The sequence below is a fragment of the Kitasatospora sp. NPDC030952 genome (assembly GCF_055571335.1).
The window spans coordinates 627,636-653,152 of the sequence record NZ_JBVIFM010000001.1; the positions used below are offsets into that span (position 1 = coordinate 627,636).

The 25,517-nt window shown below is 74.5% G+C and carries 23 protein-coding genes, 1 tRNA gene and 1 pseudogene; 15 read left to right on the forward strand and 10 right to left on the reverse strand.

All coding sequences use genetic code 11. The annotated features are described in order from the left end of the window. Positions 1-3: 3 nt before the first annotated feature. A complete protein-coding gene (locus tag ACZ47G_RS02905) occupies positions 4-1,638 on the reverse strand; it encodes an FUSC family protein (protein ID WP_465739659.1) in 1,635 nt (544 codons plus the stop codon). A gap of 180 nt (positions 1,639-1,818) precedes the next feature. Here ACZ47G_RS02905 and ACZ47G_RS02910 point away from each other — a divergent pair, with 180 nt between their 5' ends. Beyond that, positions 1,819-2,607, forward strand: coding sequence for an alpha/beta fold hydrolase (locus ACZ47G_RS02910; protein ID WP_465739660.1), 789 nt, complete (start codon positions 1,819-1,821; stop codon positions 2,605-2,607). A gap of 5 nt (positions 2,608-2,612) precedes the next feature. Continuing rightward, positions 2,613-2,933, forward strand: a pseudogene (locus ACZ47G_RS02915) (RraA family protein); the annotation flags it as partial. A gap of 74 nt (positions 2,934-3,007) precedes the next feature. Here the strand turns inward: ACZ47G_RS02915 and ACZ47G_RS02920 are convergent. Further along, entirely contained in the window at positions 3,008-3,826 is an 819-nt protein-coding gene (locus ACZ47G_RS02920; protein ID WP_465739662.1) for an isocitrate lyase/PEP mutase family protein, read from the reverse strand. A gap of 113 nt (positions 3,827-3,939) precedes the next feature. On the opposite strand from ACZ47G_RS02920, the gene ACZ47G_RS02925 reads away from it, so the two are divergent. Next, entirely contained in the window at positions 3,940-4,977 is a 1,038-nt protein-coding gene (locus ACZ47G_RS02925) for an ArsR/SmtB family transcription factor (protein ID WP_465739663.1), read from the forward strand. Positions 4,978-5,129: 152 nt separating this feature from the next. Beyond that, positions 5,130-5,804, forward strand: coding sequence for a Crp/Fnr family transcriptional regulator (locus tag ACZ47G_RS02930; RefSeq protein ID WP_030240972.1), 675 nt, complete (start codon positions 5,130-5,132; stop codon positions 5,802-5,804). A gap of 62 nt (positions 5,805-5,866) precedes the next feature. Here ACZ47G_RS02930 and ACZ47G_RS02935 read toward each other — a convergent pair whose 3' ends face one another. From ACZ47G_RS02935 to ACZ47G_RS02955, 5 genes are all read right to left on the reverse strand, one after another. Continuing rightward, a complete protein-coding gene (locus ACZ47G_RS02935) occupies positions 5,867-6,700 on the reverse strand; it encodes an MBL fold metallo-hydrolase (RefSeq protein WP_465739664.1) in 834 nt (277 codons plus the stop codon). A gap of 162 nt (positions 6,701-6,862) precedes the next feature. Further along, positions 6,863-7,036, reverse strand: coding sequence for a hypothetical protein (locus tag ACZ47G_RS02940; protein WP_465739665.1), 174 nt, complete (start codon positions 7,034-7,036; stop codon positions 6,863-6,865). Between the two features lie 90 nt (positions 7,037-7,126). After that, entirely contained in the window at positions 7,127-7,996 is an 870-nt protein-coding gene (locus ACZ47G_RS02945) for an NUDIX hydrolase (protein WP_465739666.1), read from the reverse strand. A gap of 63 nt (positions 7,997-8,059) precedes the next feature. Then, complete coding sequence (locus ACZ47G_RS02950; protein ID WP_380451298.1) at positions 8,060-8,527, reverse strand: RidA family protein; 468 nt, start codon at positions 8,525-8,527, stop codon at positions 8,060-8,062. Further along, a complete protein-coding gene (locus ACZ47G_RS02955) occupies positions 8,524-8,682 on the reverse strand; it encodes a DUF4177 domain-containing protein (protein ID WP_094743074.1) in 159 nt (52 codons plus the stop codon). Before ACZ47G_RS02955 ends, ACZ47G_RS02950 begins: the two co-directional genes overlap by 4 nt. A gap of 292 nt (positions 8,683-8,974) precedes the next feature. Between ACZ47G_RS02955 and bagA the strand changes: the two genes are divergently transcribed. Together bagA and bagB are read left to right on the forward strand one after the other, a co-directional pair. Continuing rightward, a complete protein-coding gene (gene bagA, locus ACZ47G_RS02960; protein WP_465739667.1) occupies positions 8,975-10,048 on the forward strand; it encodes an ATPase BagA in 1,074 nt (357 codons plus the stop codon). Positions 10,049-10,140: 92 nt separating this feature from the next. Further along, a complete protein-coding gene (gene bagB / locus ACZ47G_RS02965) occupies positions 10,141-11,295 on the forward strand; it encodes an ATPase BagB (RefSeq protein ID WP_380451437.1) in 1,155 nt (384 codons plus the stop codon). A 53-nt stretch (positions 11,296-11,348) separates the two neighbouring features. Here bagB and ACZ47G_RS02970 read toward each other — a convergent pair whose 3' ends face one another. Then, a complete protein-coding gene (locus tag ACZ47G_RS02970; RefSeq protein WP_033333275.1) occupies positions 11,349-11,672 on the reverse strand; it encodes a WhiB family transcriptional regulator in 324 nt (107 codons plus the stop codon). 504 nt (positions 11,673-12,176) lie between these two features. Between ACZ47G_RS02970 and ACZ47G_RS02975 the strand changes: the two genes are divergently transcribed. Then, positions 12,177-14,423 carry a transglycosylase domain-containing protein gene (locus tag ACZ47G_RS02975; RefSeq protein WP_465739668.1) on the forward strand — a complete coding sequence of 749 codons (2,247 nt, stop codon included), beginning with the start codon at positions 12,177-12,179 and terminating at the stop codon, positions 14,421-14,423. Between the two features lie 157 nt (positions 14,424-14,580). Here ACZ47G_RS02975 and ACZ47G_RS02980 read toward each other — a convergent pair whose 3' ends face one another. Next, positions 14,581-15,033 carry a GatB/YqeY domain-containing protein gene (locus ACZ47G_RS02980; protein WP_380451292.1) on the reverse strand — a complete coding sequence of 151 codons (453 nt, stop codon included), beginning with the start codon at positions 15,031-15,033 and terminating at the stop codon, positions 14,581-14,583. A gap of 98 nt (positions 15,034-15,131) precedes the next feature. Between ACZ47G_RS02980 and ACZ47G_RS02985 the strand changes: the two genes are divergently transcribed. The 4 genes from ACZ47G_RS02985 to ACZ47G_RS03000 all read left to right on the forward strand — a co-directional run bounded on the left by ACZ47G_RS02985 (position 15,132) and on the right by ACZ47G_RS03000 (position 17,475). Next, on the forward strand, positions 15,132-15,830 hold the full coding sequence (locus tag ACZ47G_RS02985; RefSeq protein ID WP_465739669.1) for a CGNR zinc finger domain-containing protein: 699 nt from the start codon (positions 15,132-15,134) through the stop codon (positions 15,828-15,830). 24 nt (positions 15,831-15,854) lie between these two features. Then, entirely contained in the window at positions 15,855-16,799 is a 945-nt protein-coding gene (locus tag ACZ47G_RS02990) for a metallophosphoesterase (RefSeq protein ID WP_465739670.1), read from the forward strand. Between the two features lie 100 nt (positions 16,800-16,899). Continuing rightward, positions 16,900-16,973: transfer RNA gene (locus tag ACZ47G_RS02995), tRNA-Pro, on the forward strand. 247 nt (positions 16,974-17,220) lie between these two features. Further along, a complete protein-coding gene (locus ACZ47G_RS03000) occupies positions 17,221-17,475 on the forward strand; it encodes a YDG/SRA domain-containing protein (protein WP_465740024.1) in 255 nt (84 codons plus the stop codon). Positions 17,476-17,557: 82 nt separating this feature from the next. Here the strand turns inward: ACZ47G_RS03000 and ACZ47G_RS03005 are convergent, their stop codons facing one another. Beyond that, on the reverse strand, positions 17,558-20,371 hold the full coding sequence (locus ACZ47G_RS03005) for an ATP-binding protein (protein WP_465739671.1): 2,814 nt from the start codon (positions 20,369-20,371) through the stop codon (positions 17,558-17,560). A gap of 228 nt (positions 20,372-20,599) precedes the next feature. On the opposite strand from ACZ47G_RS03005, the gene ACZ47G_RS03010 reads away from it, so the two are divergent. From ACZ47G_RS03010 to ACZ47G_RS03025, 4 genes are all read left to right on the forward strand, one after another. Next, positions 20,600-20,977, forward strand: coding sequence for a nuclear transport factor 2 family protein (locus ACZ47G_RS03010; protein WP_465739672.1), 378 nt, complete (start codon positions 20,600-20,602; stop codon positions 20,975-20,977). 285 nt (positions 20,978-21,262) lie between these two features. After that, a complete protein-coding gene (locus ACZ47G_RS03015; protein ID WP_465739673.1) occupies positions 21,263-22,765 on the forward strand; it encodes an MFS transporter in 1,503 nt (500 codons plus the stop codon). A gap of 128 nt (positions 22,766-22,893) precedes the next feature. Next, a complete protein-coding gene (locus ACZ47G_RS03020) occupies positions 22,894-24,741 on the forward strand; it encodes a S9 family peptidase (RefSeq protein ID WP_465739674.1) in 1,848 nt (615 codons plus the stop codon). Next, entirely contained in the window at positions 24,738-25,514 is a 777-nt protein-coding gene (locus ACZ47G_RS03025) for a hypothetical protein (RefSeq protein ID WP_465739675.1), read from the forward strand. Before ACZ47G_RS03020 ends, ACZ47G_RS03025 begins: the two co-directional genes overlap by 4 nt. Positions 25,515-25,517: the final 3 nt, after the last annotated feature.

Below are 25,517 nucleotides of genomic sequence, written 5' to 3' on the forward strand. Positions count from 1 at the left end.
ATCCTAGGGCCTGTACGGCAGGCCCTGGGCGGCGCGCGCTCCGGCCCCCCGCCGTTCCAGCAGGGCTGCCAGCAGGTGGTGGGCGCGGCGTTCGGTGTCGGCGGTGCGCTGGTGCGGGAGCACGGGACGGCGCCACTCGCCGGTGGCGTTGTCGGCGGCCTCGCGCAGTTCCAGCAGGGCGGTGGCCAGGCCGGTCCGGGCCGCGGCGGCCTCGGAGCCGGCGGTGGCGACGGCGGCCCGGGCCCGACGGGTGGCGGTCTCGACCCCGGCCAGGGCGCGGGACAGCCGGGTGGCGGTGCGGCGGTTGGTGACCAGTAGGCAGGCGGCGAGGCCGGTGAGCGCGCCCACGCAGGTGTCCAGCCAGCGGTCGGCGACCAGCCCCCGGGCGGGCTGGAGGCCGGCGAACTCGGTCATCATCAGGGCCATCGGGGTCACGAAGACGGTGGCCAGCCAGTAGCTGCGGGCGATCGTCGCCTCCGCGCCGAACTGGCAGAGCAGCCCGAGCGCGATCAGCGCCACCGGGCCCGAGTGCGCGACGGGCAGGACGGCGGTGAACGCGGCGAGGCCGAGCAGGTTGCCCAGCACCCGCTGCAGTGCGCGCTGCCAGGACAGCGTGCTGTTGGCCTGGAACACCGAGGCCGCGGTGACCACCGCCCAGTACGGCCGCCCGACACCGAGCGCCAGCGAGAGCCATCCGGCCGCGGCGCAGCCGACCGCGACCCGCAGGCCGATCGGCAGCAGCGCGGAGCCGGGTCGCAGCGCCCGGTGCGGTGCCGGGCGGGGAACGGGCCGGCGGGCGCGCAGTTCGGCCGCCTCCGCCTCGGTGAGCTCCGGCAGCGGCAGCGGGCGGCCCCGGCGCAGGTCGCGGGCCCAGGCCGAGTACCGCTCGGCGGCGGCCGGGTCGGCGGGCGCGGCCAGGGCCGACTCGGCGTGGACGAGCAGCCGCTCGGGTGCGTCGCCGAGGGCCGGCCACCGGGCCGGGGAGGACTGCCCGAGGCTCTGCCGGGCCGCGTCGACCGCGCCGACCAGGGCCGTCCGGGCGGCCGCGTCCGGCGTGCCGGGCCCGGTGCGCGCCAGCCGGGCGGCGGCCTCCAGGGCGCGGGCGGTGGCGATCCGCTCGGGCCCGTACGGGCGCAGCAGCGCGGGGGCCATGCCGACCAGCCAGGCCAGTGCGGCGCCGAGCGCGGCGAGCGCCAGGTGCGGGAGGAGGTCGGCGGGGCGCTGGGGGACGAAGGCGCAGCCGGCCGTGGTGAAGGTGATGATCAGGCTGCCGGGCGGGCCGATCCGGGCGGCGTCGCAGCCCAGTTTGTGCAGCGCGGCGAGCCCGGCGGCCACCGCGACCAGGGTGACGGCGTCGCGGGTCAGCGCGGCGGCGGTGAGGGCGGCGGCGGTGCTGAGCAGGGTGCCGAGCAGGACGGCGGCCAGGGTGCGGGCCCGGGAGCGGTAGGGCAGGCCGTGTCCGTACAGCGCGCCGAGTCCGCCGGCCGAGGTGTAGAGCGCGAGGTCGAGCCGGCCGAGGGCGAGCAGGGTGAGGTTGAGGGTGCCGAGGGTCACCACGGCGCTGAGGGCGGGCTTGTGCCAGCTGTCGCCGGGCGGGCCGACCCGGAGCGCCTGTCGGAACTGGGCGGTTGTGGCCATGGAAAAAAGATTAGCAGGTAATTTACCCGTAAAACATATGCCCGCGGGACGGGCCCCGCAGGCCGTCGTCAGCGCCCTCGGAGCCAGCCCGCCGGAAGAAATCTCCGGCCGGAGCGATGAGTTCTGCGGCGAGCCCCGGTCTACCCCTGCGACCGACTCGTCCGACCGAAGGAACACCCCATGAGCACCGTGGTCTCCACCGACGGCACCACCATCGCCTGCACCGTCACCGGCTCCGGCCCGGCCGTCGTCCTGGTGGACGGGGCGATCGGCCACCGCGGCTTCGACCCGGGCGTCGCCGTCTCCGAGCGGCTCTCGGCCCACCACACCGTGTGGGCCTACGACCGGCGCGGCCGCGGCGACAGCGGGGACACCGCGCCGTTCGCCGTCGAGCGCGAGATCGAGGACCTGGCGGCCGTGATCACGGCGGCCGGCGGCTCGGCCGCGGTCTTCGGCATCTCCTCGGGCGCCGCGCTCGCCCTGCGGGCCGCGGCGGCGGGCGTCGGGATGAGCCGACTCGCCGTCTACGAGCCGCCGTTCAGCACCGAGGAGGAGCGGAGCGAGCAGTTCGTCGGGTACGTCGCCGAGTTGGAGGCGGCGATCGCCGAGGGGCGGCGCGGGGACGCCGTCGCGGCCTTCATGACCTTCGTCGGGATGCCCGGCGAGATGGTGGAGGGGATGCGCTACGCCCCGGTGTGGCCGGTGTTCGAGGCGGTCGCGCCCACCCTGGCGTACGACGCGGCGGCGCTCGGCGGGCGGACCGGCGGCACGGTGCCGACCGAACTGCTGGCCACGGTCGCCGTGCCCACCCTGGTCCTGGACGGCGGCGCCAGCCCGGAGCTGCTGCGGGCTCCCACCCGCGCGGTGGCCGGGGCCGTCCCGGGCGCCGAGTACCGGACACTGGCCGACCAGACCCACGAGGTGGCGCCCGAGGCGCTGGTGCCGGAGCTGCTGAAGTTCTTCGCCTGAGTCGGCTGATCCGGGACCTCGCCGAGGTGCGGGACCTGGGCTTCCCGGTGGTCGCCCGGGGCGTCATCCCGATCCCCGGGGCGAAGAAGCAGCTGGGCAGCCACGGCGCCCCGGTGCGCTGCGGCGGCGTGCTGGTGGCGCCCGGCGACATCGTGGTGGCCGACGAGGAGGGCGTCGTGGTGGTGCCCGCCGCCGAGCGGGCGAGCGCCCTGGCGGCGGCCCGGGCGAAGCTGGCCGAGGAGGCCGCTGAGACCCTGGACGACTGGGAGGCCGCCCACCACGCCCGGATCGAGCAGAGCCTCGCCGAGCTGGGCTTCACCGGCTGAGCCGGATCCGCAGGGCCGGAGAGCCGGAGAGCCGGAGAGCCGCAGGGCCGCAGGGCCGCAGGGCCGCAGGGCGGTCAGTACAGCCCGTTCAGCTCCCCGAAGCCGAGCGCGCCGTCGAGCTCGGTCAGCGTCCCGGCGCCGAGCAGCTCGACGGCGGCCCGGTGGGCCGTGGTGTACGCGGCCTGAGCCAGGCCGGTGCCGACGCTGACTCGCCGCACCCCCGTGGCGGCGAGTTCGGCGACGGTCGGCCCGCCCGCCCCGGCCATCGCGTTCACCGGCAGCGGGGAGCGCCGGCACAGCTCGGTGAGGGCGTCGAGGTCCAGCAGCCCGGGGACGAACAGGCCGTCGGCGCCCGCCTCGGCGTAGGCCTCGGCCCGGGCCAGGACGTCGTCCAGCCCGCCGAGCCCGAACAGGAAGACGTCGGTACGGGCGTTGACCAGCAGTTCGGGGAGCCCGGCCGCCGCGGCCGCCGTCCGGGCCGCGCGCAGCCGTTCCGCCTGCTCGGCCACCGGGAACAGCGGGCCGCCGACGGCCCTGGAGTCCTCCAGGTTGACCCCGGCCACGCCGGCGCCGACCAGCTCGGTGACGGTCGCGGCCACGTCGGCGGGCAGCGGCCCGTACCCGCCCTCGGCGTCGACGGTGACCGGCAGGTCCACCGCGGCGACGACCCGGCGGGCCGCCGCGACCGCCGCCGCCCGGTCCATCCGCTGGCCGTCGCCGTGCCCGAGCGACCAGGAGACGCCACCGCTGGTGGTGGCGATCGCCCGGGCGCCGGCCGAGGCGATCACCGCGGCGCTGCCCGCGTCCCAGGCGTTGGGCAGGACGAGCACGCCCTCCGCGAGGAGCTCGCGCAGCCGCAGTGCGCGCTCGCGGGCCTCGGGGGTGGTGGACATGACGGGTCACCGGCTTTCGTACGGATCGGTGGGGACGCAGGCATCCTGCGCCCCGCCGCCGGCCGGCCGCCAGTGTTTAAGCTGGGGCCGAATCTTCTCCAGGAGGGGTGCAGGTGCGGACGGAACTCCACTTCTCCGCGCAGGACTTGGCGCTGACCCGGTTCGCCGTCAGCCCGATGCAGGAGGTGGTGACCAGCCTGCGCGCCCTCGCCCACTCCCCCGCCCCGGCGCTGCACCGCCGCTGGGCCGGGCAGGTCCGCGAGCGGCTGGCCGCAGCCGGGCTGGACCGGGGCCGGCTGGCCGCGATGGTCCCGCCCGACGGCCACCTGCCCGACTTCCTCAACCCCGCCCCGGCCGGCTTCTCCCCCACCCTCGCCGAGGAGCTGGCCGCGATCGCCACGACCGGCGCCGGTCAGGTCCGGGCCGATCTCGACATCGTGGCCGCCGAGGCGGGCGGCCGGCTCCCGGCCGTCCTGGCGCCGCTGTACCGCGACCCGGACGGCCAGTTGCCCCGGCTGGCCGCCGAGATCGAGGCGTACTGGGAGCTGGCGCTCGCGCCGTACTGGGCCCGGATCCGGGCGCTGCTGGCCGCGGACGTCTTCCACCGCTCCCGGCAGGCCGCCGAGCACGGCACCGCGCGGATGCTGGACGAACTGCACGAGACGGTCCGCTGGGACGGCACCGCGCTGCGGCTGGAGCGCCGGCACTGCGCCGTGGCCCGGCTGACCGCCGGTTCCGGCCTGCTGCTCCTGCCCTCGGCCTTCGCCTGGCCACGGGTGCTCACCCGGGTGCTGCCGCCCGAGCCGCCGCAGCTGATCTACCCGGCGCGCGGCACGGCCGCGCTCTGGGAGGAGCGCCCCGGCACGGCCGCGCGCACCGACGCGCTGGCCGCCGTCCTCGGCCGCTCCCGGGCCCGGCTGCTGGCCGAGCTGGAGTCCCCCGCCTCGACCACCGAGCTGGCCGGCCGGACCGGACTCTCCCCGGCGGCCGTCTCCCAGCACCTCGCCGCCCTGCGGGCGGCAGGCCTGACCAGTGCCCACCGGGCCGGGCACGCAGTCCTCTCCGCCCGCACCGCGGTGGGCGACTCCCTGTTCGCTCCGCACGGACAGACGTTCGAGAAAGCGGCGGCCGCCGGGCGGCCCGCCCCGTGACCCGCCGGTGCGAATGGCCCCGCACCGCACACCCGGACACACCCCCTCCTCATATGATCGGAGCGACATGCGCCATGCTTGGTGATGCAGAACACTGAACGGAACTTGCGCCGGACGGCCCACCCGCCGGACGGCCGAGAAGGAGGAAGCACGTGGACGACGTTCTGCGGCGCGCCGCACTCTTCGCGGCACTCGACGACGAACAGGCCGGCGAGCTGCGCGCTTCCATGACCGAGGTCACCCTCGCCCGTGGTGAGTCGCTGTTCCACGAGGGCGACCCGGGCGACCGGCTGTACGTCGTCGCCGAGGGCAAGGTCAAGCTGCACCGCGCCTCCCCGGACGGCCGCGAGAACATGCTGGCCGTGCTCGGCCCCAGCGAGATGATCGGCGAGCTGTCGCTGTTCGACCCGGGCCCGCGCACCGCCACCGCCAGCGCGCTGACCGAGGTCAAGCTGCTCGGCCTCGGCCACGGCGACCTGCAGCCCTGGCTGCACGCCCGCCCCGAGGTGTCCATCGCCCTGCTCCGGGCCATCGCCCGCCGACTGCGCCGGACCAACGACGTGATGTCCGACCTGGTCTTCTCCGACGTGCCCGGGCGCGTCGCCAAGGCCCTGCTGGACCTCTCCCGCCGCTTCGGCGTGCAGTCCGAGGAGGGCATCCACGTCGCCCACGACCTCACCCAGGAGGAGCTGGCCCAGCTGGTCGGCGCCTCCCGCGAGACCGTCAACAAGGCGCTCGCCGACTTCGCCGGCCGCGGCTGGCTGAAGCTGGAGGCCCGCGCGGTGGTCCTGATGGACGTCGAGCGGCTGTCCCGCCGCTCGCGCTGACACCGTACGAACGCCGGAGGGCCCGTCGCGATCACCGCGACGGGCCCTCCGGCATGCGTGCGTCAGTCCTGGTCCGGGATCAGTCCGTGCTCCGTCAGGTACTCCAGCTGGGCCCGCACCGACAGCTCGGCGGCCGGCCAGAGCGCCCGGTCCACGTCGGCGTAGACCCGGGCGACCACCTCGGCGGCCGTCCGGCAGCCCGCCTCCACCGCGGTCTCCACCTGGGCGAGCCGGGTGGCCCGGTGGGCCAGGTAGTAGTCGACGGCGCCGAGCGCGTCCGCGAGCACCGGGCCGTGGCCGGGCAGCACCGTCCGCACGCCGTGCGCGGAGGCCATCGTGTGCAGGTGGCGCAGCGAGTCCAGGTAGTCCCCGAGCCGGCCGTCGGGGTGGGCGACCATCGTGGTGCCGCGGCCGAGCACGGTGTCCCCGGTGAGGACCGCGCCGTCGTCCGGCAGGTGGAAGGTCAGCGAGTCCGAGGTGTGGCCAGGAGTGGCGACCACCCGGAGGTCGAGGCCGCCGACGTCCAGGCGCTGACCGCCCACCAGGCCCTCGGAGCCCAGCCGGTGCGCCGGGTCCAGGGCCCGCACCTCGCTGCCGGTCAGCTCGGCGAAGCGGGCCGCGCCCTCGGAGTGGTCGGCGTGGCCGTGGGTCAGCAGGGTCAGCGCGATCCGCTTGCCGCGCTCCTCGGCCAGCTCGACCACCCGGCGCAGGTGGCCCTCGTGCAGCGGGCCCGGGTCGATCACCACCGCGAGGTCCGAGCCGGGCTCGGAGAGCAGCCAGGTGTTTGTGCCGTCCAGCGTCATCGGCGACGGGTTCGGCGCCAGCACGCACAACGCCCGGGGAGTCGCCTCGCCGCCGACCACGGCGGCGGGGTCGCCCGGCAGGAATCCGCTCATGCTGCTACCTCGCTGCGCTCGATGGTTCGCTCGCCAGGCGCTTCGCGCAACGCGCACCTCTCGATGGTTCGCTCGCTCCGCCCGCTCATGCGCCCACCTCGCTGCGCTCGCCAGGCGCTTCGCGCAACGCGCACCTCTCGATGGTTCGCTCGCTCCGCTCGCTCACCGGCCGCGCTCGCCGTCACGGTGCAGGGCCCGCAGGGGCAGGGCCCGGACGAGGGCGCGCTGGGCGACCTCGACGAACGGGACCGGACCGTCGCAGGCGGGGGAACGGCGGATCAGTCGGCGGGCGGGCAGCTCGGGGGCCGTCCGGCGAGCCACGGCGTTGTGGTCCATCGGGTGTCGGTCCTTCCTGGTCGGCGTTGTCGTGTCACGGCGGAGTGGGATGCGGACTGGGATGCGGTCGTGGGATGCGGTCGTGGGGGGTCAGGATTCCTCGGCGGGGAACTCCCCGTCGATGGTCAGTTCGTCGTACCCGGGCCAGCGGACCGTCATTCGGTCGCCGCGGACCTCGGCCCGGCCCAGCACCGGCTCCAGCACCCGGTCGGCGGCCGCGGCCAGCGCCTCGGCGGCCGACCGGACGTGCGACAGCTCGCGCAGCACCGTCACCGTCGGCGGCAGCATGCCGAACCGGCCCTCCCGGTGGCCCCGGACCGCCTCGGCGGGCGTCAGCCAGGCGACCCGGTCGGCCTCGCCGACCTCCAGGGCCGCGCGCTGGCCGGCCGGCAGGGCGGCCACGAAGAACCAGGTGTCGTAGCGCCGCGCCTCGAACTCCGGGGTGATCCAGCGGGCCCAGCCGCCCAGCAGGTCACTGCGCAGCACCAGGCCGTGGTCCCGCAGGAACTCGGCGAAGGACAGCTCGTGCGCCTCCAGCGCGGCCCGCTCCGCGGACCAGTCGCGCGGCGCGGCGACGCTCCGCGCGTCCGGGCCGGCCAGCAGCACGCCGGCCTCCTCGAAGGTCTCCCGCACGGCGGCGCACACCACCGCCCGCGCCGTCCGGGCGTCCACCCCGAGCCGCTGCGCCCACTCCTCGGGTGACGGCCCGGCCCAGCCGGGCTCGACCTCGGCGTCGCGCGGGTCCACCCCGCCGCCCGGGTAGGCGTACATCCCCGCCGCGAAGGCCATCGAGGTACGACGGCGCAGCAGGTAGGCCTCCGGCCCGTCGGCGCAGTCGCGCAGCAGCACGACCGTCGCGGCGGGCTTGGCCACCGCCGGGGTGAGCAGGCCGGAGTCGACCGCCCGGATCAGGGCGGGCCAACCGGGCGGCATCGGGAGCGTCGTTGCTCGATGGTCCATGCCCGGATGCTAAGCGCACGAAGGCGGGGTTGGACAGGCCCGACCCCGCCTTCGCGATCACACTCAGGCGTTCTTGACGCGCACCTGGATCTCGACCTCGACCGGGGCGTCCAGCGGCAGCACCGCGACGCCGACCGCGCTGCGGGCGTGCACACCGGCCTCGCCCAGCACCTTGCCGAGCAGCTCGCTGGCGCCGTTGATGACGCCGGGCTGGCCGGTGAAGTCGGGGGCGGAGGCGACGAAGCCGACGACCTTCACGACCTGCTCGATCCGGTCCAGGTCGCCGATCACCGACTTCACGGCGGCCAGGGCGTTCAGCGCACAGGTCTGCGCGAGCTCCTTGGCCTCCTCCGGGGACACCTCGGCGCCGACCTTGCCGGTGCTCGGCAGCTTGCCGCCGACGACCGGCAGCTGGCCGGAGGTGAACACGAACTCACCGGACCGCACGGCCGGCACGTACGCGGCGACCGGGGCGGCCACCGGCGGCAGGGTCAGGCCCAGCTCGGCGAGGAGCGACTCGACCTGGCTCATGCGTTCTTCTCCCGCTTGAAGTAGGCCACCAGCTGCTCCGGGTTCGGGCCGGGCACGACCTGGACGAGCTCCCAGCCGTCCTCGCCGAAGTTGTCCAGGATCTGCTTGGTGGCGTGCACGAGCAGGGGCGCCGTCATGTATTCCCACTTGGTCATGGCCAGACTCTAGACGAGCCGTCCCGGCGATCGCTGCCGCCCATCGCCCCGCGTGTGAGGTGGGACACAAAGGGGGCATGATTCAGTCCTGGCACCCCGGGTGCTCCGGGCATCGGGCGTGCTCCCTGGTTACCCTCGCGAGAGGGCATCCTCGTGCGGAGGCACCCCCCGTGGAGGGGCGTCCGCGCGGAGGGGCACCCTCATGGAGGGCATCCCCTGCGCGATCGGCACCCCCCTGGGGCGCCCCGCGGGAGGGGACGCCCATAGGGACGGAGACGGACGGAGACGCAGCGTGGCACGCACCCCCGGCCAGGCGGCCCGGCGCGACCCCGACTGGGAGGGGGTCCGGCTGCACGTGGTCAGCGGCAAGGGCGGCACCGGGAAGACCACGCTGGCCGCCGCGCTGGCCCTGGCCCTGGCCGCCGAGGGCGGGCGGGTGCTGCTGATCGAGGTCGAGGGGCGGCAGGGCATCGCCGAGCTGTTCGGGATCGCCGCGCTCCCGTACGAGGAGCGCCGGATCGCCTCGGTCTCCCGCCCCCAGCTGGGGCTGCCCGCCGGGGAGGGCGGGCCCGGCGAGGTCCTCGCGCTGGCGATCGACACCGAGCAGGCGCTGCTCGAGTACCTGGAGATGTTCTACAAGCTCGGCCGGGCCGGCAAGGCGCTGCAGAAGGTCGGCTTCGTCGACTTCGCCACCACCATCGCCCCCGGAGTGCGGGACGTCCTGCTCACCGGCAAGGCCTGCGAGGCGGCCCGCCGCAAGGGCCCGGACGGGCGGCGCCGGTACGACGCGGTGGTGATGGACGCCCCGCCGACCGGGCGGATCACCCGGTTCCTGAACGTCAACTCCGAGGTCGCCGGGCTGGCCCGGATCGGCCCGATACACACCCAGGCGCAGGCGGTGATGCGGGTGCTGCGGTCCCCGGAGACCGCCGTGCACCTGGTCACCCTGCTGGAGGAGATGCCGGTGCAGGAGACGGTCGACGGCATCGCGGAGCTGCGCGAGGCGAAGCTGCCGGTGGGCGGGGTGATGGTCAACATGGTCCGGCCGCCGTTGCTGGACGCGGCCGCGGTCGCCGCGGTGGACGGGGACCACCGGGAGGAGGTGGCCCTGGCCCTCGGTGAGGCCGGGCTGGGGGGCCGCTCGCGCAAGGCGGAGACGGTCCGGACGGCGGTGGAGCCACTGCTCGACCCGCTGTTGGAGCAGGCCAGGGAGCACGCCGAGCGGGTCGAGCTGGAGCGCGAACAGCGCGCCGACCTGCAGCAGTTGCGGCTCCCGACGTACGAACTCCCGTTGCTGGGCGAGGGCGTGGACCTCGGCGGGCTGTACCGGCTGGCGGGCGAACTGAAGCGGCAGGGGGCGGCGTGACTCCGGCGAACGGCGGTACGGCTTCGGCGAACGGCGGGACTTCGGTGAAGGGCGGGGCTTCGGCGAACGGCGGGACCTCCGCGAACGGCGGGGTGCGGGGCACCGGCAGCCGGCTCGCGGTGGACGAGCTGATCGACAGCCCGAAGACCAGGATCATCGTCTGCTGCGGCTCCGGCGGCGTCGGCAAGACCACCACCGCCGCGGCGATCGGCCTGCGGGCCGCCGAACGCGGCCGCAAGGTCGTGGTGCTGACCATCGACCCGGCCCGACGGCTCGCCCAGTCGATGGGCCTGACCGAGCTGGACAACACCCCCCGGGTGGTCAAGGACGTCGCCGGGGACGGCCGGCTCCACGCCATGATGCTCGACATGAAGCGGACCTTCGACGAGGTCGTACTGGCCCACGCCGAGCCCGAACGGGCCAAGGCGATCATGGAGAACCCCTTCTACCAGTCCCTGTCGGCCGGCTTCGCGGGCACCCAGGAGTACATGGCGATGGAGAAGCTCGGGCAACTGCGCGCCGCCGAGGAGTGGGACCTCATCGTCGTGGACACCCCGCCGTCCCGCTCGGCACTGGACTTCCTGGACGCCCCCAACCGGCTCGGGTCCTTCCTGGACGGCCGGGTGATCCGCATCCTGACCGCGCCGGCCAAGGTCGGCGGCCGCAGCGCGATGCGCTTCCTCAACGCCGGGATGGGCCTGCTCACCGGCGCCCTGGGCAAGATCTTCGGCGCCCAGCTGCTCACCGACGTGCAGACCTTCGTCAGCGCGATGGACTCGATGTTCGGCGGTTTCCGGGAACGCGCCGACCGCACCTACCAGCTGCTGAAGGCGCCCGGCACGGCGTTCCTGGTGGTGGCGGCGCCGGAGCGGGACGCGCTGCGCGAGGCGGCGTACTTCGTCGACCGGCTCGCCGCGGACCGGATGCCGCTGGCCGGGCTGGTGCTCAACCGGGTGCACAGCACGGGAGCGCCGCAGCTCACCGCGGAGCGGGCACTGGCAGCCGCCGAGGCGCTGGAGGAGAACGGCTCGGAGCACTCCTCGCCCGAGGCGGAGCTGCTCGCGGCCGGGCTGCTGCGGCTGCACGCCGAACGGATGCAGATCATGGGGCGCGAGCGGCGCACCCGGGACCGCTTCGTCTCGGTGTACCCGGACGTGCCGATCGTGGAGGTGGCGGCGCTGCCCGGCGACGTGCACGACCTGGACGGTCTGCGGGCCATCGGGGACCGGCTCAACGGCGCGGTGTAGTCCGGCCGGAGCGGTGCGGCCGGAGCGGTGCGGCCGAAGCCGTGCGGCCGGGCTCAGCCCGCCTGGGCGTAGTCCGTCAGTATCACGCCGGTCGCGAGCGACTCCTCGTACTCGGTGCGGGCCGTCTCCAGCAGCCTCCGCCAGGACATGACCGTCGGGCGGCGGCGCAGCAGCGCACGGCGCTCGCGCTCCGTCATCCCGCCCCAGACCCCGAACTCCACCCGGTTGTCCAGCGCGTCCGCGAGGCACTCCGTCCGGACGGGGCAACCGCTGCACACCGCCTTCGCCCGGTTCTGTGCCGCCCCCTGGACGAACAGTTCGTCCGGATCACTCGTGCGGCAGGCGGCCTGCGCACTCCAGTCGTCAACCCAGCCCATGCCGGCGCCGTCCTCTCCCGATGATTCGAGGCTCCCCCACGGCGGCAACGGCATATTCACCGTTGCCAGTTGAGGACGTTACGGAAGAAGGAGAACTTGCAACAGCCCCTTCGGGCTCAATCTCGAATGACCCAATCGGACTATGGGTATCGGTCATCTCACTCGTTGGAGTGATCGCAGGTCGCGGGCCTTGCCAGCCGCGAAGCCCCCACTCTCGCCACAGGCGCCGTCACGGAGCGCAACCGTTCACCCGAACACAGCAGGCCTCGGCCGCCTCAAAACCCGTACAAGGGTGGGCAATTCGGGCAACTCTCCGCACTCACAAGAGTGAACGATGTTGACGCACCGAAGCTGTCGCAAGCTTGTGACAAGCCTAGGCGAACACCTGCCCCTATGTGCGGGAATCGGGGACGTAGGGTTCTCCTCATGGCACCGAAGCGCCCCCAGGCATCCCAGCCCCCAGGCAGTCCCGGAGCTCCGCGCCGGAAGAGCAGCGGATCACCGATGGACCACGTCGGCAACGGCGTGAAGTTCCTGGGCGTCAGCGTGCTCTCCGGAGTCCTGCTGGCGGGCCTCGCCCTGCCGGCCGTCGGCGCCATGGGCCTGACCGCCAAGGACACGGCGGAGAGCTTCCAGAACATCCCCGACGATTTCAAGACGCCGCCGCTCACCCAGGCCACCCAGATCTTCGACGCCAAGGGCGGGCTGATCGCCAAGGTCTACGAGCGCGACCGCACCGTCCTCACCGCCGACCAGATGTCCCCGTACATGCGGAAGGCCCAGGTCGACATCGAGGACGCCCGGTTCTACGAGCACGGCGCCGTCGACCTCAAGGGCATCCTGCGCGCGGTCGGCAAGAACGCCGAGAGCGGCTCCGCCTCCCAGGGCGCGTCCACGCTGACCCAGCAGTACGTGAAGAACGTCAACGTGGAGAAGGCCGGCGACGACCAGGCCGCCGTCCTGGAGGCCCAGCGCAAGACCCTGGGCCGCAAGATCCAGGAGCTCAAGGTCGCGATCAAGCTGGAGGAGGACCTGACCAAGGATCAGATCCTCACCAACTACCTCAACATCACGTTCTACGGCCACCAGGCCTACGGGATCGAGGCCGCGTCTCAGCGCTACTTCAGCAAGAGCAACAAGGACCTGACCATCGCCGAGGCCGCCACCCTGGCCGGGCTGGTCCAGAACCCGTCGCAGTACGACCCGGTGCGCTACCCCGACAACACGATCAAGCGCCGCAACGTCGTCATCGACAAGATGCTCGAGAACAAGCACATCACCGCCGACCAGGCGAAGGAGGCGAAGGCCGCCCCGCTGGGTCTGAAGTACAAGGACCCGCAGAACGGCTGCATCACCGCCCAGGCCGGCATGGGCTTCTTCTGCGACTACGTCCGCCACGTGGTCAAGCAGGACCCGGCCTTCGGCAAGACCGCCGACGACCGGAAGAAGCTGTGGGACACCGGCGGTTTGAACATCTACACCACGCTGGACCCGGACAAGCAGGCCGCCGCCCAGAACGCCGTCACCAAGAAGGTCAACGTGACCGACCAGGTGTCGGCCGCGGCGACCATGATGGAGCCCGGCACCGGCAAGATCCTGGCGATGGCCCAGACCCGCCCGTACGGCCTGGACCCGAACAAGAACCAGACCGTCGTCAACCTCAACGTCGACGCCTCGATGGGCGGCGGCAACGGCTTCCAGACCGGTTCGACCTTCAAGCCGATCCTCGCCGCGGCGGCGCTGGAGGCGGGCATGTCGAACACCCAGTCGTTCCCGTCCGAGAACAAGATCGACTACCCCCAGATGTCGACCTGCAACGGCACCTGGAAGAACACCGACAAGCCCAAGGCCACGGTGAAGAACGAGTCGGCCGGCGAGGTCGGTCCGTACGAGCTCAAGCAGGCCATGGCCCTCTCGGTCAACACCTACTTCGTGGAGATGGAGCAGCAGGTCGGCCTCTGCGCGATGAAGCAGATGGCGAACAAGGTGGGCATCACCCAGTCCGCGAAGGGCGACCAGTTCCAGGAGGTGCCCTCGATGGTCCTCGGCACCCTGGAGCTCTCCCCGCTGACCATGGCGAACGTCTACGCGACCTTCGCCGCCCGCGGCAAGTACTGCACCCCGATCGCGATCAACAAGATCACCACGGTGGACGGCAAGGACCTCAAGGTCCCGCAGTCGCAGTGCAACCAGGTCTTCTCCGAGCAGACCGCGGACTCGGTCAACACCGTCCTGCTCAACGTGACCGAGAAGGGCACCGCCGCCGCCCTCGGCCTGGACGACGGCCGCAAGATCGCCGGCAAGACCGGTACCACCGACGAGAAGAAGGCCGCCTGGTTCGACGGCTACACCCCGTCGCTGGCCACCGCGGTCTGGCTCGGCGGCCCGGCCGGCGGCGTCAAGATGAAGAACATCAACATCGGCGGAAAGCACTTCGACGAGGTGTTCGGCGCCGACGGCCCCGGCCCGATCTGGCAGATGGCCATGAACCAGGCGCTCAAGGGCACGCCGCTGGAGCCCATCCAGACCACCAACATCCCGGACCCGCAGCCGGCCACTCCCCCGGCGGGCGCCACCCCGCCGGCCGACCCCAACGCCCCGCAGCAGCCGGCCGGCCAGAACCCGCCGCCGCCCGCACCGGGCAACGGCGGCCCCGGTGGGGTGATAGGAGGAGGGTTCACCCTCCCGCCCGGCATGATCGGCGGGGGCGGGAACGGCAACGGCGGCAAGCACGGCGGCGGCAACGGCTGACCTGACCTGGTCCTCCGAGCTCGCACAACGACGCTCGCACCACGCGCTCGCACAACGCGCTCGCACAACGGCGAAGGGGCGCCCTCCGGATCTTCCGGGGGCGCCCCTTCGGCGTGTTCACGCGTGCCGCTTCACACGTGCGCTTCACACGTGCGGCTCAGAGCAGCGCGGCCTTCACCGCGGCAGCCACCCGGCCGCCCTCGGCCAGGCCGTCCACCTTCGGCTTCACCAGCTTCATCACGGCACCCATCGCCTGCGGGCCGCTCGCCCCGCTCTCGGCCACGGCGGCGGCCACGATCGCGGCCAGCTCCTCGTCCGAGAGCTGCTTCGGCAGGTAGGCCGCCAGCACCTCGCCCTCGGCGCGCTCGCGCGCGGCCTGGTCGACCCGGCCGCCGGTGTCGAAGGCCTCGGCCGCCTCGCGGCGCTTCTTCGCCTCGCGGGTGATCACCTTCAGCACCTCGGCGTCGGACAGCTCGCGCTTCTGCTTGCCCGCAACCTCCTCGCTGGTGACGGCGGACAGCGTGAGCCGGATGGTGGACGAGCGCAGCTCGTCCCGGTCCTTGATGGCAGCCGTGAGGTCCTGGTGCAGCTGATCCTTGAGCGTCGTCATGGCCATGAGTCTCCCACCTGGGACGTTCCGTCGCTTGCCATTAACCTTCGACCGCCACGACCACCCCGCCCGGATCCGTAACCTCTTATCCTGGTTACATGACCGATGGAGACGGCGCACCGGAAGCCCCGACCGGCCTGGTCCTCACCACCCCCGGCGGCAGCCGCTTCCACTTCGACGCCGGCGCCCTCTGCCTCGAACTGCTCACCACCGGCGGCCCCGGCGACCACGCCCGGTACGAGGCGCTGCACCACCCGGCCGACCTCACCGACTGGCTCCCCCGCTCCCGGCTGCGCCTACCCGCCGACACCGTACGGATCACCGCCGAACACCTCGCCGACGCCCGCACCCTGCGCGACGCCCTCTGGCGCCTCGCCGCCGCCCGCGCCCACGGCCGGACCGGTGACCCCGAGGACCACGCCACCCTCAACCGGACCGCCGCCCACCCCCCGCTCGTCCCCCGGATCGCCCCGGACGGCACCCCCGGCGCCCCGCCGCCCGCCGACGGGGCCCAGCTGGTCTCCACCCTCGCCCGGGACGCCATCGCCCTGCTCACCGGCCCGCACGCGGACCGGATCCGGGAATGCGGCGCCCACGACTGCCAACTGCTCTTCGTCGACACCTCCCGGCCCGGACGGCGCCGCTGGTGCTCCATGGAACGCTGCGGCAACCGCCACAAGGTCCGGGCCCTGCGCGCCCGGCGGGAGACCCGGCAGCCCCCGCCCGCACCGACCCCGGAGACCGCACGGGCCCCGGAGACCGCGCCCACGGCGGCCGACCGGCCGTTCACCACCTGATCCACCGTCTGAGAGCATGGGCTGATGCGACCGCTGTACTCCGTTCCCATCGGTGTCGCCGCCGCCGGCGCCGCCTGCCTCGCCTACTCCGTCGGGTACGAGGTCCGTGCCTTCCGGCTCCGCCGCGTCGAGGTCCCCGTCCTGCCCCAGGGCGCCAAGCCCGTCCGGATCCTCCAGGTGTCCGACATCCACATGGTGAGCGGACAGGGCAAGAAGCAGCGCTGGCTGCAGAGCCTGGCCGGGCTACGCCCCGACCTGGTGGTCAACACCGGCGACAACCTCTCCGACCCCCTCGGCGTCCCGGCCGCCCTCGACGCGCTCGGGCCGCTCATGGACTTCCCAGGCGTCTACGTCTTCGGGTCCAACGACTACTACGGCCCCGCCCGCAAGAACCCCGCCCGCTACCTCCAGGCCATGCGCAGCGGCGTCCACGGCATGAACAACCCCGACGGCACCGGCAACCGCGGCATCAGCGGCGCCGTGCACAACCCCTGGGAGAAGCTCCGCGACGGCTTCGACGCGGCCGGCTGGCTCGACCTCACCAACACCCGCGGCCGCCTCACCGTCAACGGCCTCGACCTCGAGTTCACCGGCCTCGACGACCCGCACATCCGCCGCGACCGCTACGCCGAGGTCGCCGGCGGCCCCTCCGCCGACGCCGACCTCTCCCTCGCCGTCGTCCACGCGCCCTACCTGCGCGTCCTCGACGCCTTCACCGCCGACCGCTACCCCCTGATCCTGGCCGGGCACACCCACGGCGGCCAGCTCTGCATCCCCTTCTACGGCGCTCTGGTCACCAACTGCGACCTCGACACCCGCCGCGTCAAGGGCCTCTCCACCCACCAGGCCGGCGGCCACCGCTCCTACCTCCACGTCTCCGCCGGCTGCGGCACCAACCGCTACACCCCGATCCGCTTCGCCTGCCCCCCGGAAGCCACCCTCCTCACCCTCACCCCCACCCCCCGCTGACCCCCACCGGACGCCCGCCCGAAACCGGATTTCGTGTCTCGGCGAGCGTCCGGTAGAGTTCTACTCGTCGCGAAGGAGACGGAGCGACAAACAGAAAGACCGGGGTGTGGCGCAGCTTGGTAGCGCGCTTCGTTCGGGACGAAGAGGCCGTGGGTTCAAATCCCGCCACCCCGACCCAGTAACACCAGCTCAGGGCCGGTGTCCCGCAAGGGACACCGGCCCTGACTGTTTCTCCCGGAGTTCTCGGGAGAATCCTGGGAGAAACCGCCGGAAATCCTTCTCCCGAGGGCTGCGGCTGAGGCTTCCTCAGCAGGGCGTCGAGAACCGCCACGGGCGAGCCGGGCGACATCCGCCGGCGGACTGCAAGTGACCGGAGGCACATCCGGGTCAACCCCTCCATGAAGTCCCGGCAGGCAGGCATCTGCGGCACCGAGGCGCGCGGGGCCGAGTCCGTCATCGTGTCCGGGGCTGCGAGGACGACCGGGACTACGGCGACGAGATCGTCTTCACCGGTCCGGGCGGCCGGAGCGCCGCGACCGGGCCGCAGGCCCGTGGCCGGAGCCGTGCCGGAGGCAATGCCGCGCTCGCGACCGGCTTGGGCAGCCGACTCCCGGCGCGGGTCGTCCGAGGGCACCGCGGCGATCCGCGGCACACGCCGGTGACGGGCTACCGGTAGGGCGGCTCTTCCGGGTGGAGGAGTGCTGGTGGGAGAAGGGCCGGACCGGGTTCCAACCCTTCCGGCTGGTGCGGGCGGCGGGTCAGAGGGTGGTGGGGAGGGCGGTGCGGGAGGTGATGCCGAGTTTGGGGTAGGCCTTGTAGAGGTGGTGGGCGACGGTGCGGGGGCTGAGGAAGAGCTGGGCGGCGATGTCGCGGTTGGTGAGGCCGGCGGCGGCGAGGCGGGCGATCTGGAGTTCCTGGGGGGTCAGGGGGTTCGGGGTGGTCTGGGGGGTCTGGGCCGGGGCGGGGGTGCCGGTGGCGGAGAGCTCGGTGCGGGCGCGGGTGGACCAGGGGTGGGCGCCGAGGCGGTCGAAGGTTTCCAGGGCGGCCGTGAGGTGGGGGCGGGCGTCGGTGCGGCGGCGGGTGCGGCGGAGCCATTCGCCGTAGAGCAGGGCGGTGCGGGCGTGCTCGAAGGGGCGGTGGGTGGTGGCGTGCAGGTCGAGGGCGGCGCGGTAGGCGGGTTCGGCGAGTTCGTCGGGACCGAGCAGGGCCTGGCAGCGCAGGCGTAGGGCTTCGGCCCAGGGGCGGTCGGCGGCTCGGGTCCAGCGGGCGAAGCGTTCGTAGGGCTCGGCGGCACGGTCCGGGGTGCCGAGCCGGACGGCGGCTTCGACCAGGTCGGGGACGGCGCGGGTGGCGCTGACGTGGTGCCGGTGGGGGCCGGTGGTGAGGGCGTGCAGGCGGTCGGCGGCGCCGGCGGCGCGGCCCTGGCCGAGGTCGAGCAGGGCGAGTGCCCAGTGGGCCCAGGGGCGGCCGGCGGCGGGGGCGGCGGTCTGCGGGCCGGTGGTGGCGAGGGCGGTGGTGGCCAGTTCGGTGCAGCGTTCGGTGCGGCCGTCGAGGGCGGCCAGGTAGGCGAGCAGGGCGCTGAGTTGGCTGACCCACTGGTGCTGGCCAGTGTCCTGGGCGAGGACGAGGGCCTCGGTCGCGGTGAGCTCGGCGTCGGCGTGGCGCCCGTGGAAGAGTTCGGCCTCGGCGAGGAAGAACTGCAGGGTGGGCATCACTCCGAGGGTGCCCTTGGCGCGGGCTTCGGCGACGAGTTCGCCGCCGAGGTCGACGGTCTCCTCGTCGCGGCCGAGGACGAGGGTGGCGCCGCAGAGTTGGACCAGGTCGGCGGGGCTCTCGGCGCCGGCCCGGCGGGCGGCTTCGACCGCCTCCCGGGCGGGCGGCGGCGGGGTGGCGGTCCGGCCGAGGGCGGGGAGGACCGCGGCGGGCAGGTAGCGGGCGAGCGGGGTGAGGGGGTCGCCGGCGGGCAGCGGGAGGGCGGCGAGCCGGTCGAGGACCTCGGCGACCGGTTCCTCCCCGGCGTACCAGGCGGCGTGGAAGGCCTGGACCAGCATCCGGGCGGCGTGGGCGGGTTCGACGGCCTCGGCGGCCGCGGCGGCGCCGTCGGCGGCGAGGGCGAGGGCGGCGTCGGTCAACAGCCGGTAGGCGGTCGGGTAGGAGCCGCGCCAGAAGTGCGCGGTGGCCCGGACGTGGTCCAGCAGGGCGTGCGCGAGGACGCTGTCGGTACGGGCGGCGGCCTCGTCGGCGAGCGCTTCGGCGTGCTCCAACTCGCCTTCTTCGGTGGCGGCTTCGGCGGCCAGGACGAGCCGGCGGGTGGCGGCGTCGCGGTCGGGGGTGAGCCGGGCGGCGCGTTCGTAGGCGGCCGCGCCACCGTGGCCGCCGCGCCGGCCGGTGCGGACGGCGGTGCGTTCCAGCGCGTCGGCGAGGGCCGCGTCGGGGGCGGTGGCGGCGAGGGCGAGGTGCCAGGTGCGGCGGTCGCCGTCGGGCAGTGCCCCCGCGATGCCACGGTGGACGGTCAGCCGCTGGTGGTGCGGGGCGCGTTGGAGGATCGCGGAGCGCAGCAGTGGGTGGCGGAAGGCGATCCGGCGGTCGGGGGTGACGGTGACCAGGCCGGATTCCTCGGCGGGGGTGAGGTTCTCGGCGCCGACGCCGAGCGCGGCCGCGGCGGGCAGCAGGACGTCCAGTTCGCCGCTCTCCTCGGCGGCGGCGACCAGCAGCAGGGTCTGGGTGGCCGGGGGCAGCCCGGTGACCTGGCCGTGGAAGGCGATCAGCAGACGACTGGTGAGCGGCAGCCCGCCCGCGGTGGGGGCCTGCGGCCCGGTGGCGACGGGGAGTTCGGTGAGGGCGAGCGGGTTCCCGGCGGCCTCGGCGAGCAGTCGGTCGCGGACGGCGGCGGGCAGGTCGGGGCCGGCCCGTTCGGCCAGCAGCCGGGTGGCGTCGGTGTCGGCCAGGGCGGCCACCCGTAGTTCGGGCAGGCCGAGCCGGTGGTCGGCTAGGGCGCCGGGCTCGGTGCGGGCGGCGAGCAGCAGGGCGACGCCTTCGGCCTGGAGGCGGCGGGCGGCGAGCAGCAGGGCGTCCAGGGAGGCGCGGTCCAGCCACTGGACGTCGTCGAGCACGCACAGCAGCGGCTGGTCGGCGGCGAGTTCGGCGAGCAGTCCGAGGGTGGCGAGGCCGACCAGCAGCCGGTCGGCGGGCGCGGCGCCCGGACGGTCGGGCCCGGCGCCCGGACCGTCGGGCTCGGCGCCCGGACCGTCGGGCTCGGCCGGAGGCGCGTCGCCGAGTCCGAACGCCGCCTCCAGGGCGCGCCGTTGCGGCCCGGGCAGGGCGTCCAGCCGGTCCAGTCCGGGCGCCAGCAGCAGGCTCAGCCCGGCGAAGGGCAGTTCGGCCTCGTACTCGACGCCCGCCGCCCGGATCACCCGGAACGTCCGGCCCGCTCGGGCGACGGCGTCGTCCAGCAGGGCGGTCTTGCCGATCCCCGCCTCCCCCCGGAGCAGAAGCGCCCCGCTGCGGCCGGTCCGTGCCTGTGCCAACAGACCGTCCACGGCGGCCTGTTCGTGTTCCCTCCCGTACAGCATGCCCCCGACCCTATCGAGCCGGTCGGCGGCGTTCCGGCACAACGGCCCACCTGAGCCGGGCGGATGCCACGGCTGAGCAGGACGGGCGGTCACCGCCTACGTAGGCCCCGCGGATACCTACGTACCCCCGTACCGATCCGTGACTGATTCGCCCGCCGGCGCCCGTCCGTACCTTTGTGAGCAGCGGGAACGAGCCGCCAACCACCCACCGGAACACGGGAGATGACCATGACCGAGATCACCGCCACCGCCCTCCAGCAGCTCGCCGAGCGCTACCTGGCGGTCTGGAACGAGACCGACCCGGCCGCCCGTCGCAAGCTGATCGACGAGGTGTGGGCCGAGGACGGCCGCTACACCGACCCGCTGGCCGCCGTGGCCGGCCGGAACGCGATCGACGCTCTGATCGGCGCCGCCCAGGCCCAGTTCCCGGGGCTGCGGTTCACCCTCGGCCCGGTGGACGCGCACCACGACGTCGCCCGGTTCACCTGGAACCTCGGCCCGGATGGCGCCGAGCCGGTGGTGATCGGCTTCGATGTGCTGGCGGCCACCCCGGAGGGCCGGATCGGCACCGTGCACGGCTTCCTGGACCGCGTGCCGGGAGTCTGAGTCCTGGACGGACGTCCGGACAAGACGGACGTCCGTGTCAGACGTACGTCCGTATCAGAAGTCAGGCGGACGTACGTGCCAGACGGACGGGGAGGTAGCAGAGGTCAGACGGACGTACGTGTCAGACGGACGTACGGCCAACCCCGGCCTCCGACCCCCGGCCGAACCACTCCGGCGGGGCGCCACACCCCCACGGCGGCGCCCCGCCCGCCCCCCTGACAACCCCTGACCGCCCTGACCGCCCCTGGTAGCCCCGCAGTAGCGCCCCCCGGAGGAGAGCCCGAGATGAGCACCGCCCTGGACACCCGCCGCCGCGTCGCGGCCGCACCGGCGGCACCAGCCGCCCCAGCCGCCCCCAAGGGCCTGCTGCCGGTCGTCCTGACCGCCACCTTCATGACCGCCCTCGACACCTTCGTCGTCAACGTCGCCGTCCCTTCCGTCCAGGCCGACCTGGGCGCGGGCCCGGCGGTCGTCCAGTGGGTGATGGCCGGCTTCGGCCTGGCCCTCGCCGTCGGGCTGGTCACGGCCGGCCGGCTGGGCGACCGCTACGGTCGGCGCCGGGTGTTCGCGCTCGGCCTGGCCCTGTTCACCCTCGCCTCGGCGGGCTGCGGCCTCGCCCCCACCGCCGCCACGCTGGTCGGCGCCCGGGTCGCTCAGGGCCTGGCGGCCGCGCTGATGGGCCCGCAGGTGCTGGCGATCCTGCGGACGGCGTTCGACGGCGCCGCACAGGCCCGGGCCTTCGCCCGGTACGGGCTGACCATGGGCATCGGCGCGGTGTTCGGCCAGCTGATCGGCGGGCTGCTGATCCGCGCGGACCTCTTCGGCCTCGGCTGGCGCAGCTGCTTCCTGATCAACCTGCCGATCGGCCTGGCCGCGCTGGCGGCCGTCCGTCGCTGCCTGCCGGAGTCGCGGGCCCCGCAGCGGCCGGGGCTGGACCCGGTCGGGGTGGTGCTGGTGACCGTCGCGCTGACCGCCCTGGTGCTGCCGCTGATCCAGGGCCCGGGCCTCGACTGGCCGCTGTGGACGGTGCTCTGCCTGGCCGCCGCGGCCGTCCTGCTGGTCGCGTTCGCCGTCCACCAGCACCGCGCCACAACCGCCGCCACCACGACCGGCACCACCATCACCGGCACCGGCACCGCCGCCACCGCCGCCCCCACCCCGCTGGTCGACACCCGGCTGTTCCGCAGCCGGGCCTTCGGCACCGGGCTGCTCGCCCAGCTGGCCTTCTGGCTCGGCCAGGCCTCGTTCTTCCTGGTGCTCGCCCTGCACCTGCAACTGGGCCGGGGGTTGGACGCGCTCGGCGCCGGGCTGGTGTTCACCGCGATCGGCCTCGGCTACCTGCTCACCTCGAACGCCACCCACCGGGTCACCGCCCGCCTCGGCGAGCCCCGCACGATCACCGTCGGCGGTCTGCTGATGGCCGTCGGGCTGGGCCTGCTTGCCCTCGCCGCGTACGGCGCCGCGGGCGGCAGCGTGTGGTGGCTGGCGCCCGGGCTGTTCGTCGACGGCCTCGGCATGGGCCTGGTGATCGCCCCGGTCACCACCGTCGTCCTGGCGGCCGTCGAGCCGCAGCTGGCCGGTGCGGCGGCGGGGGTGGTGGCCACGGTGCAGCAGGTCGGCGGCGCCGTCGGGATCGCGCTGATCGGCCTGGTCTACTACGGCTCCGGCGACCCGACCGCGGCCTTCGGGCGCAGCGTGGCGGTGCTGGCGGTGCTGGAGCTGGTGCTGGTGGGCCTGGTCCGGCTGCTGCCGCGCCGTTCGTCAACGCCCGACCGGCTCGGGGAGTGAACACCCCACCGGCCCACGGAAGCCAACACCCCGCGGGCGCCGGGGGGACACCGCGAGGACGAGGGCGGGCGGGGGTGAACCCCGCCCGCCCGTTCCGTTCCCTCGCCCCGATCGGGTTGGATGGTCGGATGAGCGAGGAGAAGAGCGCCGTACCGGCGTGGGAGCAGCGGTTCAGGGCGGCCCGGGTGTCACTGCCGGACTGGGCCGAGGACGCCCCCGACCGGGCGCTGTACGTGTCCAACGCGACCGGCACCTACGAGGTCTACGCCTGGGACCGCGCCACCGGCGGCCACCGCCGGGTCACCGACCGCCCGAACGGCACCACCGACGCCGAGCTGTCCCCGGACGGCGACTGGATCTGGTGGTTCGACGACCACGACGGCGACGAGTTCGGCGTCTGGCGCCGCCAGCCCTTCACGGGCGGCCCGGACGAGGAGGCCGTGCCGGGCCTCGCCGCCTCCTACTCGGCCGGCCTCGCGCTGGGCCGGGACGGCACGGTGGTCGTCGGCCGGTCCACCGACGAGGACGGCACCACCCTGCACCTGCGCCGCCCGGGCGCGGCCGAGCCGGTCGAGATCTACCGGCACGAGGAGTACGGCGGCGTCGGTGACCTCAGCCACGACGCCACCCTGCTCGCCATCGACCACACCGAGCACGGCGACGCTATGCACTCCGCCATCCGGGTGGTCCGGCTCACCGCGGCCGGGGTCGAGACCGTCGCCGAGCTGGACGAGGTCACCGGCCGGGACGAGCCGCGCGGCGTGGCCTGCCTGGGCTTCGCCCCGGTCGACGGCGACACCCGACTGCTGGTCGCCCACCAGCGCACCGGCCGCTGGGAGCCGATGATCTGGGACGTCGCCACCGGCGCCGAGACCGCCCTCCCGCTGCGCGACGAGCAGGGCCGTGAGCTGCCCGGCGACGTCTCCGCGCAGTGGCGCCCGGGCGCCGCGGAGCTGCTGGTCGAGCACGAGTACGAGGCGCGCAGCGAGCTGTTCACGTACTCCCTCGCGGACGGCCGGCTGACCCGCCTGGAGACCCCGCGCGGCACCGTCGGCGGCGCCACCGCCCGCCCGGACGGCACCGTCGAGTACCTGTGGTCCTCGGCCGCCGATCCCTCCGCAGTCCGCTCGACCGCCGGTGCGGTCGTGCTGCGGGCGCCCGGCCCGGTGCCGCCCGGCTCCGTCCCGGTCGAGGACGTCTGGGTGGACGGGCCCGGCGGGCGGGTGCACGCCCTGGTACAGCGCCCGCGGACCGGCCCGGGCCCGTACCCGACGGTCTTCGAGATCCACGGCGGCCCGACCCACCACGACAGCGACTCGTTCGCGGCCGGGCCGGCGGCCTGGCTGGACCACGGCTTCGCGGTGGTCCGGGTCAACTACCGCGGCTCGACCGGCTACGGCCAGGCCTGGACCGACGCGCTGCACGAGCGGATCGGCCTGATCGAGCTGGAGGACATCGCGGCCGTCCGGGAGTGGGCGGTCGCCGACGGCCTGGCCGACCCCGACCGACTGGTGCTCACCGGCGGCAGCTGGGGCGGCTACCTGACCCTGCTCGGCCTGGGCGTGCAGCCCGACAGCTGGTCGCTGGGCGTGGCCGCGGTGCCGGTGGCGGACTACCACACCGCGTACGCCGACGAGATGGAGGCGCTGAAGTCGCTGGACCGCACGCTCTTCGGCGGCACCCCGGAGGAGGTGCCGGAGCGCTTCACCGCCTCCTCGCCGCTGACCTACGTCGAGCAGGTGCGGGTGCCGGTGTACATCAGCGCCGGCGTCAACGACCCGCGCTGCCCGATCCGGCAGATCGAGAACTACGTCGAGCGGCTGGAGCAGCTCGACAAGCCGCACGAGGTGTACCGGTACGACGCCGGGCATGGCTCGCTGGTGGTGGAGGAGCGGATCAGGCAGCTGCGGCTGGAGATCGACTTCGTCCGGCGTCACCTCGGCCTTCCGGACGGCAGCACCGGAGGCGCCGGGTGAGGCGTCTGCTGACGCTCGCGGGGGCGGCGGTGGCCGGGGTGCTGGTGCTCAGCGGCTGCTCGGGCTCGCACGGTGACGAAGGGGCCTGCCCGCCGCCCCCGGCTTCGATTGCGCCCACGTCCACGTCCGCCCCCATGCCCGCGCCCGCGCCCACGTCCACGTCCACGCCCATGCCCACCGGCTCGGCGACCAAGGCGAGTGCGCTGGGGGCCGGGTCGTCGGTGGTCCGGGCGGAGTTCGCGCCGGGCGCGACCGAGCCGGGCGCGGACGAGGACGTCGCCGAGCGCAGCGGGTCGCACGGCGGCTCGCACAGCGGGAGCGGCTCCACGGGGTCGTCCGGTTCCAAGGGTTCCGGCTCCAAGGGCTCGTCCGGGTCATCCGGGTCGAGCGGGTCAAGCGGGACGTCCGGGTCCTCCGGGACGTCCGGGTCCTCCGGGACGTCCGGGTCCTCCGGGTCGGGCGGCGGCGGCACCACGCACCACCACATCGACCACTACGGCACGACGGTCGGCACCGGCGGCCGCGGTCACTGCCGCGGCGGGAGCGAGCCGGCGGGCGACGACATGGCCGCGCCGTTCGGTGACGATCCGAGCCCGGCGGCCCCGTCGCACTCCCCCACCGCGCCCCCGGCGCAGTCCCCCGCCGCGCCCCCGGCGCAGTCCCCCACCGCGCCCCCGGCGCAGTCCCCCGCCACACCCACGGCCCAGGTGCCGGCCGCGACGCCGGCCAAGCCGGCGCCCACGCCGCCCCCGGCCGGCAAGCCGGCCCGGTAGCCG

Coding starts and splice junctions, on each gene's coding strand:
- ACZ47G_RS02985 (WP_465739669.1), top strand. CDS start 15,132: ATGACCGATGGAGACGGCGCACCGGAAGCCCCGACCGGCCTGGTCCTC.
- ACZ47G_RS03005 (WP_465739671.1), bottom strand. CDS start 20,371: ATGCTGTACGGGAGGGAACACGAACAGGCCGCCGTGGACGGTCTGTTG.
- ACZ47G_RS02935 (WP_465739664.1), bottom strand. CDS start 6,700: ATGAGCGGATTCCTGCCGGGCGACCCCGCCGCCGTGGTCGGCGGCGAG.
- ACZ47G_RS02950 (WP_380451298.1), bottom strand. CDS start 8,527: ATGAGCCAGGTCGAGTCGCTCCTCGCCGAGCTGGGCCTGACCCTGCCG.
- ACZ47G_RS02990 (WP_465739670.1), top strand. CDS start 15,855: ATGCGACCGCTGTACTCCGTTCCCATCGGTGTCGCCGCCGCCGGCGCC.
- ACZ47G_RS02975 (WP_465739668.1), top strand. CDS start 12,177: ATGGACCACGTCGGCAACGGCGTGAAGTTCCTGGGCGTCAGCGTGCTC.
- ACZ47G_RS02940 (WP_465739665.1), bottom strand. CDS start 7,036: ATGGACCACAACGCCGTGGCTCGCCGGACGGCCCCCGAGCTGCCCGCC.
- ACZ47G_RS02945 (WP_465739666.1), bottom strand. CDS start 7,996: ATGGACCATCGAGCAACGACGCTCCCGATGCCGCCCGGTTGGCCCGCC.
- ACZ47G_RS02970 (WP_033333275.1), bottom strand. CDS start 11,672: ATGGGCTGGGTTGACGACTGGAGTGCGCAGGCCGCCTGCCGCACGAGT.
- ACZ47G_RS02910 (WP_465739660.1), top strand. CDS start 1,819: ATGAGCACCGTGGTCTCCACCGACGGCACCACCATCGCCTGCACCGTC.
- ACZ47G_RS03020 (WP_465739674.1), top strand. CDS start 22,894: ATGAGCGAGGAGAAGAGCGCCGTACCGGCGTGGGAGCAGCGGTTCAGG.
- ACZ47G_RS03010 (WP_465739672.1), top strand. CDS start 20,600: ATGACCGAGATCACCGCCACCGCCCTCCAGCAGCTCGCCGAGCGCTAC.
- ACZ47G_RS02920 (WP_465739662.1), bottom strand. CDS start 3,826: ATGTCCACCACCCCCGAGGCCCGCGAGCGCGCACTGCGGCTGCGCGAG.
- ACZ47G_RS02905 (WP_465739659.1), bottom strand. CDS start 1,638: ATGGCCACAACCGCCCAGTTCCGACAGGCGCTCCGGGTCGGCCCGCCC.
- ACZ47G_RS03015 (WP_465739673.1), top strand. CDS start 21,263: ATGAGCACCGCCCTGGACACCCGCCGCCGCGTCGCGGCCGCACCGGCG.
- ACZ47G_RS02955 (WP_094743074.1), bottom strand. CDS start 8,682: ATGACCAAGTGGGAATACATGACGGCGCCCCTGCTCGTGCACGCCACC.
- ACZ47G_RS02980 (WP_380451292.1), bottom strand. CDS start 15,033: ATGACGACGCTCAAGGATCAGCTGCACCAGGACCTCACGGCTGCCATC.